9 protein-coding genes are annotated in these 11,151 nt (G+C 64.7%); 3 read left to right on the top strand and 6 right to left on the bottom strand.

From position 1 onward, the window contains the following. The first annotated feature begins 152 nt into the window (after nt 1-152). Nucleotides 153-947 (top strand): extracellular solute-binding protein, encoded by a 795-nt coding sequence (locus tag PMN64_RS39160; RefSeq protein WP_411784614.1) that lies wholly within the window; start codon nt 153-155, stop codon nt 945-947. Between the two features lie 159 nt (nt 948-1,106). Here PMN64_RS39160 and PMN64_RS39155 read toward each other — a convergent pair whose 3' ends face one another. From PMN64_RS39155 to PMN64_RS39130, 6 genes are all read right to left on the bottom strand, one after another. Next, nucleotides 1,107-2,843, bottom strand: a complete 1,737-nt coding sequence (locus tag PMN64_RS39155) for a protein kinase domain-containing protein (RefSeq protein WP_411784613.1) — start codon at nt 2,841-2,843, stop codon at nt 1,107-1,109. Between the two features lie 60 nt (nt 2,844-2,903). Then, the gene (locus PMN64_RS39150) at nt 2,904-3,722 is read right to left on the bottom strand and encodes a formate/nitrite transporter family protein (RefSeq protein WP_304496515.1); all 819 of its coding nucleotides are present in this window, start codon (nt 3,720-3,722) and stop codon (nt 2,904-2,906) included. A 485-nt stretch (nt 3,723-4,207) separates the two neighbouring features. Then, nucleotides 4,208-4,954: a transporter substrate-binding domain-containing protein gene (locus PMN64_RS39145; protein ID WP_411784612.1), complete on the bottom strand. Its 747-nt coding sequence runs from the start codon at nt 4,952-4,954 to the stop codon at nt 4,208-4,210. A 157-nt stretch (nt 4,955-5,111) separates the two neighbouring features. Beyond that, on the bottom strand, nt 5,112-5,537 hold the full coding sequence (locus tag PMN64_RS39140) for a DUF4399 domain-containing protein (RefSeq protein WP_411784611.1): 426 nt from the start codon (nt 5,535-5,537) through the stop codon (nt 5,112-5,114). Between the two features lie 37 nt (nt 5,538-5,574). After that, complete coding sequence (locus PMN64_RS39135; RefSeq protein WP_411784610.1) at nt 5,575-7,119, bottom strand: SUMF1/EgtB/PvdO family nonheme iron enzyme; 1,545 nt, start codon at nt 7,117-7,119, stop codon at nt 5,575-5,577. A gap of 205 nt (nt 7,120-7,324) precedes the next feature. After that, nucleotides 7,325-8,515 (bottom strand): MFS transporter, encoded by a 1,191-nt coding sequence (locus PMN64_RS39130; protein WP_018273066.1) that lies wholly within the window; start codon nt 8,513-8,515, stop codon nt 7,325-7,327. 74 nt (nt 8,516-8,589) lie between these two features. On the opposite strand from PMN64_RS39130, the gene PMN64_RS39125 reads away from it, so the two are divergent. Beyond that, the gene (locus PMN64_RS39125) at nt 8,590-9,390 is read left to right on the top strand and encodes an AraC family transcriptional regulator (protein ID WP_028342411.1); all 801 of its coding nucleotides are present in this window, start codon (nt 8,590-8,592) and stop codon (nt 9,388-9,390) included. 158 nt (nt 9,391-9,548) lie between these two features. Further along, entirely contained in the window at nt 9,549-10,901 is a 1,353-nt protein-coding gene (locus PMN64_RS39120) for a malonyl-CoA decarboxylase (protein WP_411784609.1), read from the top strand. The last annotated feature ends 250 nt before the right edge of the window (nt 10,902-11,151 follow it).

The following is an 11,151-nucleotide window of genomic DNA, read 5'->3' as shown; positions in this document are numbered from 1 at the left end:
CCATCGAGCGCTTCTGCCGCTACAATGCCCCGCCAAAACACGACGCGATGTTGCGAACTTCTGGTTCAGGACACTAGCTACGCACTGGCCCGCGCAGTAGTCTGCCCGGCCACGACGACCCGCTTCCGAAGAATCGTCCAGGGAGAAACTCCATGCGCGCGCCTACCGCCTTCCGTGCCCTCACGCTCGCCATCATCGGCGCCCTCGCCTTCACCTCAGCCGTATCCGCCGCCGAAGTCCATGTCATGATCTCGGGCGGGCTGACGGCGGCCTACAAGGCGCTGGTGCCGGAGTTCGAGCGCAAGACCGGGCACAAGGTGGTGACCGCCTTCGGGCCGTCGATGGGCACCACGACCAATTCCATTCCGGTACGGCTGGAGCGCGGCGAGCCGGCCGACGTGCTGATCATGGTCGGCTATGCGCTCGGCGATCTCATCAAGCAGGGCAAGGTGGTGTCCGACAGCCGCGTCGACCTCGTGAAGTCGCCGATCGGGATCGCGGTGAAATCAGGCGCGACGAAGCCCGACATCGGCTCGGCCGACACCGTCAAGCAGGCGCTGCTGGCGGCGAAATCGGTCGCCTATTCGGACAGCGCCAGCGGCGTCTATGTCTCGACCGAGATGTTCGCAAAGCTCGGCATCGTCGATCAGATGAAGGACAAGGCGCGGATGATCCCGGCGACCCCGGTCGGCGAAATCGTGGCCAAAGGCGAGGCCGAGATCGGCCTGCAGCAAATCTCCGAGCTGAAGCCGGTGACCGGCATCGACATCGTCGGCCCATTACCGGAGCCGTTGCAGAAGATCACGGTGTTTTCCGCCGGGATCGCGACGGTTTCAAAGGAGCGTGAGGCCGGCAAGGCGCTGATCAGCTTCCTCGCCTCATCAGATGCGCGCGACGCGCTGGTCAAGAGCGGCCTCGATCCGATCGCGGCGGGTGGGACGCACTGAAGTCGGCCTCCCTCTCCCCGTCATCCTCATTCCCTTCCCGTCATCCTGAGGCGCGAGCGGGGCGAGCCTCGAAGGATGAATCGGCCACCAGCGGGGCCGTTCATCCTTCGAGACGCGCTACGCGCTCCTCAGGATGACGGGAAGAGGGCCGGCTATCCGCTACCGCAAATGATGCGCGCCGTAGGCCAGCAGCACCACCACGACCAGCGCCAGCAGCAGGGTGGTCGACTTCCAGAACAGCACCGGGTTGCGCTCGATCAGCGGGGTCGATGACGTCGTCAGATATTTTGCGTTGGGATTGCGCAGGTCGAACAGGAATTCCGAAAAGCTCTCGTAGCGCTTGAGCGGATTGGCGTGCACGGCGCGCTCCAGCGCGCCGTCGACCCAGGTCGGGACGTCGCGGCCGCCATGCGCGGCCGGCCGGTAGGCCAGCCGGTTGAAGTCGGATCGCGTCCGGGCCCGCGCGATCTGCGCGCCATAGGGCAAGCGTCCCGTCAGCATCTGGTAGGTGACGACGCCGAGCGAGAACAGATCGGAGCGCGCGGTGCCGCCCTCGCCGAGGAAATATTCCGGCGCGGTGTATTGCTGGGTGCCCAGGATGTCCTCGACGCCCGCCGGCACCGCGTCTGCGACACCCGCAATCCGCGTCGAGCCGAAATCGATGATCTTCACCGTGCCGGTCCTGTCGATCATGATGTTGTCGGGCCTGACGTCCTGATGCAGCATCTCCTTGCGGTGGAAGGCGCGCAGCCCTTTTGCAATTTGCTCGGCGATGTCGCGCACCGTCTCCAGCGCCGGTGCGGGATTGTCCGTGATCCACTGCGTCAGGGTTTGACCGTCGATATATTCCATCGTGATGTAGAGGAAGTTGCGCTTGCGCTGCGGCAGAAACGGCTTCAGCACATGCGGGCTGTCGATCCGCCGGGCGACCCACTCCTCCATCACAAAGCGCTTCAGATAGGCCGGATCGTCGCGCAGGTCGATCGAGGGGATCTTGATCGTGACCGTGGTGGCGCTGTCCTCATCGACCGCGAGATAGATGTGGCTGCGGTGCGATGCGTGCAGCTCGCGCACGATGCGATAGCCGTCGAACAGCATCCGTGCGTCGAGCAGCGGCGGCTGCGGCAGTTCGGTCGGCTGGCCGAACACCTCGCCGGCATCGCCGTCGGGCAATTCGTCGATCCGGACGATCTGCACGGTGAGATTGTCCGGGCTGCCGTTCTCATAGGCCTGCTCGACGATCGATTTCGCGGCAACCTCGAGATCGGCGGCGCCGTCTTTGATGGTCTTCGCCAGCTGCCGCGCCGGGACATGCTCGTAGATCCCGTCGGTCACCAGCAGGAAGATGTCGCCGCGCTCCAGCGGGAGAGCCTGGTAGTCGATCTCGAGCTGCGGGTTCACGCCGAGCGCGCGACCGAGATAGCTCTGCTGCGAGGAGATCACGACGCGGTGGTCGTTGGTCAGTTGCTCGAGGCTGTTGCCGGCGACGCGGTAGATCCTGGAGTCGCCGACGTGGAACAGGTGCGCGGTGGTCGACCGGACGACCAGGGCGCTCAGCGTGCAGACGTAACCCTTGTCCTTGTCGTAGGGATTCTGGCTGCGCCTGGTCTGCGCGTGCAGCCAGGAATTGGTCGCCTCCAGAACGCGCTGCGCCGAGGTTTTGACTGACCACGATTCCGAGGTGCAGTAATAGTCGGTCAGGAAGCTCTTGACCGCGGACTCGGCGGCGATGCGGCTGACGCTGCTCGAGGAGATGCCGTCGGCGAGCACCACGGCGATGCCCTTCAGGCCGAGCAGCGGCTCGTCGGGGATCAAGGCGCCGTGGAAGTCCTGATTGGCGTCCTTGCGGCCCTGATCAGAGAATTGCCCGACCGATATTTTCAGCGCGCGCGGCATCGACCGTCCCAAAACGAATGGGGCCCTCCGCGACAGGAGAGCCCCATAAGTCGTCGAGGATCAAGCCGCGAGGCGCTGGCGCTTCGGCGCCGTCTTCACATGCGTCGTGTAGAGCGTGAGCCCGGTGAAGGCCAGGCCGCCGGCGAGGTTGCCGAGCACGGTCGGGATCTCGTTCCAGATCAGGTAATCCATGATCGAGAACTTTGCATGCAGCATCAGTCCGGACGGGAACAGGAACATGTTCACCACCGAATGCTCGAACACCATGTAGAAGAACACCAGGATCGGCATCCACATCGCGATCACCTTGCCGGGCACCGTGGTGGAGATCATCGCGCCGACGACGCCGGTCGAGACCATCCAGTTGCAGAGCATGCCGCGGATGAACAGCGTGGCCATGCCCGCCGCGCCATGCGCCGCGTAGCCCAGCGTTCGCCCCTCGCCGATGTTGCCGATGGTCATGCCGACCTTGTCGGGCTCCTGCGTGAAGCCGAACGTCGTCACGAACGCCATCATGAACGCCACCGTGAGCGCGCCGGCAAAATTGCCGATGAAGACGAGGCCCCAGTTGCGCAGGACGCCGCCGAGCGTGACGCCGGGGCGCTTGTCGAGCAGCGCAAGCGGCGAGAGCACGAACACGCCGGTCAATAGATCGAAGCCCAGCAGATAGAGCATGACGAAGCCGACCGGAAACAACAATGCTCCGACAAGCGGCTGACCCGTATTGACGTTGATCGTCACGGCGAACCAGGCCGCCAGCGCGAGGATCGCGCCGGCCATATAGGCGCGGATCACGGTGTCGCGCGTCGACATGAAGATCTTGGATTCGCCGGCATCCACCATCTTGGTGACGAATTCGGACGGAGCGAGATAGGCCATTCGTAAAATCCCCTTACGCAATTCGGCCGCGCCGGTTGCCTGCCGGAAGCGACGCGGGTTGGTTGAAATGCTCGTCCGGGGAGATGGGGCTGCAACGATTGCTCGAGACGCCCGGGCCGGGCGCCTTGATCCCCTCGCCTCGGCCAGCACTGGCCTCGGCCATCCGGAGGACGGCAGTCGTCATTGACTGGTGCAATCAAAAGCAATGGATGTGCCAAGCGGCGACGCTGGCGGCTGGCTTTAAATCCCTGTCAATACAATGAGTTAGGCTGGTCGCGCAGGAAACGCGCGGCGCGATGGCGCGGAATTATGCAGCATGCCCAGATGTCGCCCAGAGGATGCGCGCCCCTCCATCACCGTCATCCTGAGGAGCCGCGGAGCGGCGTCTCGAAGGATGGACGGCCCGGCTGGTGGCCGTCGACCCTTCGAGACGCGCTGCGCGCTCCTCAGGGTGACGGGGGAAAGAGCCGATACGCACCGCTAGTTCACTTCACCTCGGTGCGGACCGGCGAGCCCTTCAGCCCGTTGTTGTCGTAGGCCTTGCGCAGCGTGCCGTTGGCGATCGCCTCCGTCATGAACCTGGTGGCGAAGGCCGCGGCGAGCGGATGGTTGAGCGGCACCGCGACCGCGGTGACGGTCTGCTTGAAGGTCTCGTCCAGCACGCGCGTGCCCGGAATCTTCTTCGCCATCGCATTGAGCTGATCGCGCGACAATGCGAAGGCGTCGATCTCGCCGCTCTTCAGGAGATTGAAGATCTCGTCATAGGTCTGATAGCCCGTGACCTTGGCGTGCTTGAGATGGGCGATAGCGCCGCGCATCGTCGTGGTGGCATTGACGGCGGCGACCTTGACGCCGTCCTGGTCGAGCGCCGCGAAATTCGTGATCGTCGAGCCGGGCTTGACGATATAGGTGGCGTCGGCAACCTCATAGATCGGCCCGAACGTCATCTTGGTCTCGCGCTCGGGATCCTTGGGCAGGAAGGTGATGTCCCAGGTGCTCTTGGCCGCCGCGTCGGTGATCTGGCCGGAATTCTGATGCACGACATATTCGACCGGGAGGCCGAGTTGCGCCGCCATCTCGCGGCCGAGATCGACCGGAACGCCCGCATAGCCGTTCTCGGTCTTGGTCGACCAGAACGCGCCGCCGGCCGGGCTGATCGCGATCGCGACCCGGAGCCTTCCGGTCGGCGCGATCTGATCCTTCAAGGCGTCGGCATCCGCTGATGTGGCCATGACAATCACTCCCAGAACGAGGCCGGCCAGACGCAGCAGTCGAGACGACATCGGACGTCCTCCACACCGAATCTTGCTGTCCGGCAGGCGCGCAACAAACCGCACGGCGCGGCCTTGTGCAAGCGCCGGTTCTCGCAAGGGAGCTATCCGTATCGGCCTATCTGACGCGGATGGTGATTTTTTCGGAGAGGACCGGCGGGCTGAATGGATAGTGCTTGGCGTCGCCCAGCACCAACTGCAGGGTATGCTTGCCGGGCGCCAGATCGAGCTGCGTCTCGGTCTGGCCCGCACCGAAGTGCAGATGAGACTTGTCCGACGGAATCGGCTCATTCGGGTTCAACGGCTCATTCACGTCGATCAGAAGATGGTGATGGCCGCTGTTCGGGTAGTCGTCGCCGGCATGGGTGACGCCCATGTTGCGCAGCCCAAAGCGGCACCAGAACGGGCTTTTGAGCTTAGCGCCGTCGCGCGGCCAGATGAAATACAGCTTGGTGTCCTTGCCGGCCGGCTTGTTCTGGGCGTCGGCCGGGGCCGCGAACAGCGTCAGTGCCGCAGCGAGCATGATCAAGCCTGCAGTTTTCATAGCCCCTCCATGAAGCCTGGCGATCAGGGATGATCGCTCAGGGAGACAGCGCGACCCGGAAACCGTGGGTCGGATAACGAACATTGGTGTCGTAATTATCGCGATTGGCCGGCCGCACATAGCGTGCGTCATTCTTCCAGGAGCCGGAGCGGATGACATGCGAGGCGCAGTCGCCGCCGGACCAGACCGCACCGTCGGTCGGCGCGCCCTGGTAATTCCTGTGCCAGCAATCCTCGACCCACTGATCGACCCCGCCGCCCATGTCGTAGAGGCCGAACGGATTCGGCTTGTAGCTGCCGACCTTGACCGGCTGCTCGGCCGAACCGTCGCCGCCGCAATCCTTGCATCCGGCGTGGCCCGATTGCATCTGGTCGCCCCACCAGTACTTCGATGGCGTTCCGCCGCGCGCCGCATATTCCCACTCGGCTTCGCTCGGAAGCCGGTAGGGCTTCTTGGTGCGCTCGGCGAGCCAGGTCACATATTGCTTCGCATCGCTCCAGCTCACATTGGTGACCGGAACGTCATCCTTGCCGCTGACCGTGAAGCCGCAAGCCTTGGCCGCTGCGCAGGCGTTCCATTCGCGGACCGTGACCGGATATTTGCCCATGGCAAAGGGCTTGACTGTCACCCGGCGGATCGGCCGCTCGGAAGGATCGTCATTGCTTCCCATCGAGAAGCTGCCAGCTTGAAGCAAGACCAGTTCGGGCTCCGGCAGGTCCGGGGTGGGACTCGCGGAGGGCGCGGGTTGAGGCGACGCTTGCTGCGTCGGTGCCGCCGGGGTCGGACTTGCAGTTTGAGTCGGAGCCGGGCTTGGTGCCGGCGGCTGGACGGCAGGCGATGCCGTCGGTGACGGAGGCGCCTGTGCCACGTCGGCCGGCTTGCCGCGCGGTTGCGCCAACAAATACCAAAGCACGCCTCCGGCGATGATCGCGACCGCCAGTCCGAGCAGCGTGAGCAGAATGGACTCGCGGCGCCTGCGCGTCCGTTGGTACGCGGCTGCATCCGGCAGCACGCGATAAACCCGGACCGGATCAGTGATGTTCTTGACCTTGCGGTCGCCGAGCGACTCGTATCCGCAGACCATCTTGTGCTTGATCTGCTCGTAGATGCCGCCGGAGATGAAGACGTCACCCGGCGCCGCGATTCCTTCCAGACGCGAGGCCACGTTGACGCCGTCGCCATAGATATCGTCGGGCTCGATGATGACGTCGCCGAGGTTGACGCCGATCCGGTACTCGATCCAGTGATCTCGCGCGACCGCCGCGTTGCGGCCGATCATGTTCTGCTGGATCACGATGCTGCAACGGACGGCCTCGACCGGACTGTCGAACATCGCGATAAAGCCGTCGCCGGTGGTCTTGACCAGCTTGCCGTGGTGCTCGGCGATGGTGGGCTCGATCAGGTCGCGCAGGGTCCGCTTGACGCGCGTATGCGTGCCTTCCTCATCGAGCTGCATCAGCCGGCTGTAGCCGGCGATATCGCCGGCAACGATCGCGGCCAGGCGCCGCGGCATTGAATCGCCGGGAGGCTGTGTATTGTCGGGCTGTGACCGGCCTGACTTGAAGTCGCGAATTTCTCCCATGGCGCTCCGGCTGCTCCAAAAAAATTGCGTGCTCGAGGCGCAACCGGCGCCGTCGTCCCCGAGGCCCGCTTGAACCTACCACACCTTCGGGTTGGAACAAAGTTGGCGAACCGTGACCAGGTCACGGTTTGCCGGCGGTGCCCGAGCGGCGCACCGCAGGTCGGCGCACGCATTCCTCAACGGCAGCTGGCGCAAGACGCCCGTGTCAGCCCGCCTGCGTCGCCGGGGTGCGGATCTCGCGCGGCAGGATGATCGCGGCCGCGATCGCCAGCAGACACAGCGCCGCGAAGGCGCGCAGCATCATCGAGAAGCCGCCCTGGTCGTACAGCCAGGCCACCAGGCCGACGGAAGCGCCGGCCGCGGTGAAGCCGACGAAATAGCGCACCGCATAGGCGCGCGAGCGCCATTCCTCGGTGGTGTACTTGCCGACCATGGCATCGTTCACCGTGACCTGGCCGAACGCGCCCATCACGATGCCGATCGAGACCACGATCAGCGGCAGGTTGGACAGGCTCGCCGCCAGATAGAGGAACGGCGCCAGCAGGAACGACAGCGGCAGCGCCACCGTCTTCAGCGAATATCTGTCGAGCAGCTTGCCGATGGTGTACTGCGTCATCGCGCCGAATACATAGACCCCGGCCGCGATCACGCCGAGCAGCGCCGGGCTCCTGGTCAGATCGGCAAGCCGTTCGGCGAACAGCTTCGGCAGCGCCACCGTCACTGCGTTGAAGGTGGTGGAGATCGCGATCACCACGATCAGGAGCGACAGCACCACGCGCCACATGTCCTCCTTGGCGACCCGCACCTGGGCGGCGGCCTGCCTGGAGCCCTTGCGGTCCTCATGCACCACCGTCATCGCAAAGACGATGCCGATCAGCACGGTGACCGTGCCGGGCACGATGAACGCCCAGCGCCAGCCGAGATACTGGCCGATCACGCCGGTGACCAGCGCCGACGAGGCGACCCCGAGATTGCCCCAGACGCCGTTGATCCCCATCTGCGCGCCGAGCTTCTCGGCATAGGACACGATCATCGCGGTGCCGACCGGATGATAGATCGAGGCGAAGATGCCGATCGCCAGCAGTGCGGCGCCGAGTTGCAGCGGCGTCTGCACGAAGCCGACCGAGATCATCGACAGGCCGATGCCGACGAAGAAGATCACCATCATGTGGCGGCGGCTCCAGCGGTCGCCGAGCCAGCCCGTGACCAGCGAGCCGGCGCCGAAGGCGATGAAGCCCGGGGTCGCATAGGGCAGGAGTTCCGAATAGGCCATGCCGAGCGCCGGGCCCATGATGATGACGGCGGCAGCGAAAATCAGCATCGCGTAGTGATCGATGAAATGGGCCGCGTTGACGAAGGTGATCACCCGGCTCGGACTGTTGCTTGGACCGTTCATCGGCACGTCTCTCACGCGATTCTTCAATTGCTCCAAAATAGGTTATAGGTGCTTGTCCTGACGGGATGTCGCCAATGACTATCGCTGAGCCGCCAATAAGAGCCCTCCACCAGGACCGGCGCGTCACCGGGGACGGCGTGCATCTGGTGGCGCGCAGCTACCGCAAGGGCGTCCGGCTCGACCCGCACATGCACCGCGAGGCACAGCTGGTCTATGCCGCCAGCGGCACCATGCAGGTCACGACGCCCAAGGGGCGCTGGCTGGTGCCGCCGGACCGCGCGGTGTGGGTCCCTGCCCTGCTCCCGCACGCGATCGACGTGCTTGCCGACATCGAGATGCGCACGCTGTATTTCGACCAGGCCTGGCTCGCGCGCGAAAAGCGCAGCGACAGCCTCGACCACGAATTCGTGGTGCGGGTGTCGCCGCTGGTGCACCAGGCGATCCTGGCGCTGTTCGACGCCTCATGCGGACGCGAGCGCACCGCTCTGTTGATCCGCCTCGTGATGCTGGAGCTGCACCAGGCCGAGGATTCGGCGACCTTCATCCCGCTGCCGCAGGAGCCGCGCTGCCGCCGCGCCGCCGACATCGTGCTGGCCGATCCGACGAAGGACCACGACATCGATGCGCTGGCGCGCACGGTCGGCACCTCCGCGCGGACGCTGTCGCGGCTGTTCTCGGCGGAGACGCAGCTCTCGTTCAAGAGCTGGTGCCAGCGCGCCCGCATCGCGGCCGCCATCGAGCGCCTGTCGAGCACCGCGAACGTTTCGGTCAAGCAGGTCGCCTCCGACCTCGGCTATGCCAGCGTGCCGGCATTTTCCCACGCGTTCCGCCAGGTTACCGGCAAGACACCGACCGCGTTCGCGGAGAAAACGTGAACGGGATTCGCCACCGGGCACAGCGACGACGAATTATACCGCTGTCGCGCTGCGACATATTTCCGTACGATCCATGCGCTTGATTGCAGTGCTCCCGACCTTAAATCCCGTGTAAGGTCCGGCTTCACTGGATACGACCTGCTGGATACGACCTGCTCATGGCCAATGCCTTCTTCTCCGATCTGCTCTCGACGATTTCCGAACGTGGCCGCGTCCTGCTCGGCCGCGCCAGCCCGGCCAACGACAAGCAGGATGCTTCCGAACTGCTGGAATTGTGCGAAGCGCTGCTGTCCGGCCGCGGCGAAGCCTCCGGCACCGCGTTGGCGCGCGAAGTGCTCGACCGCTACCACCACCTCGATGCCGCCGGGCGGCTGTCGTTCTTCCAGACGCTGGCCCGCGATTTCGGCCCCGATCACGCCAAGCTGGCGCAGGCGATCGAAAGCTGGCGCGCCAAAGCCAATGGCGACGACGCCAGCGACCTGCATTTCGCCTCCGAGCCGCGCCGCCAGGAATTGATCCGCCGCCTCAATCGCGCGCCGGGCGGCACCGGCGAGCTGGTGTCGATCCGCTCGGATCTGCTTTCATTGATGAAGGGCAACAAGGACCTCGCCGCGCTCGATCGCGACGTGGTGCACCTGCTCTCGTCCTGGTTCAACAGGGGATTCCTCGTGCTGCGCAGGATAGACTGGTCGTCGCCGGCCAATATTCTGGAGAAGATCATCCGTTATGAGGCCGTGCACGAGATCCGCGATTGGGACGATCTGCGCCGCCGCATCGATCCGATCGATCGCCGCTGCTACGCCTTCTTCCATCCGGCGCTGGCCGACGAGCCGCTGATCTTCGTCGAGGTCGCACTGACCGAAGCCATCCCGGGCGCGATCGCGCCGCTGCTTGCGGAAGAGCGCGAGCCGGTCCCGGTCGAGCGCGCCCGCACCGCGGTGTTCTATTCGATCTCCAACACCCAGCGCGGCCTTGGCGGCATCTCCTTCGGCAGCTTCCTGATCAAGCAGGTGGTCGAGGAGCTGCGCCGCGAATTGCCGAAGCTCGACAACTTCGTGACGCTGTCGCCGGTGCCGGGCTTCATGCAGTGGGTCAAGCAGGCCGACGACGTGCCGCTCACCGATGAGGACCGCCAGCTGCTGGAAAGCCTCGGCAAGCCCGACTGGTTCGAGAACGCCGAGCTCGCCACCCAGCTGCGCGCCGTGCTGGAGCCGCTTGCCGCCTACTATTTCCTGAAGGCGCGCACACCGAAGGGACGGCTGATCGATTCGGTCGCGCGCTTCCATCTCGGCAACGGCGCACGGCTGGAGCGGATCAACTGGCTCGGCGACCTCTCACCCAAGGGCCTGCGCGAATCCGCCGGCATCATGGTCAACTACCTCTACCGCCTCGACGACATCGAGAAGAACCACGAGGCCTACGCCAACAATGGCGACGTAATCGCCTCGAGCGCGGTGAAGAAGCTGCTGAAGGGCGAAGGCCGGCGGCTGCTGGACATGCGGCTGGGGTAGGACGCCGCTCCCTCCCCGTCATTGCAACGACGACTGGGAGCGCTCGCATTCCAGCACCGTCATCCTGAGAGAATGTGAATGTATTCAGCGTCGTCCTGGCGAAAGCCAGGACCCATTACCCCGACTGCTTGTTGTTGTGCGATGCTGAGGCCACTATTTCACTCTCAATCAAATTCGGTGGTTGATGGTGTGGACGGCCCCCTACGGCATCAGTGTGCCAGAATGAGGTTGTCTAGATCTCATACATGGG

It is taken from the genome of Bradyrhizobium sp. UFLA01-814 (genome assembly GCF_046718885.1).
Classification (GTDB): domain Bacteria; phylum Pseudomonadota; class Alphaproteobacteria; order Rhizobiales; family Xanthobacteraceae; genus Bradyrhizobium; species Bradyrhizobium elkanii.
Note: the sequence above shows the minus strand (reverse complement) of the source record. Positions and strands in the feature narration are given on the sequence as shown.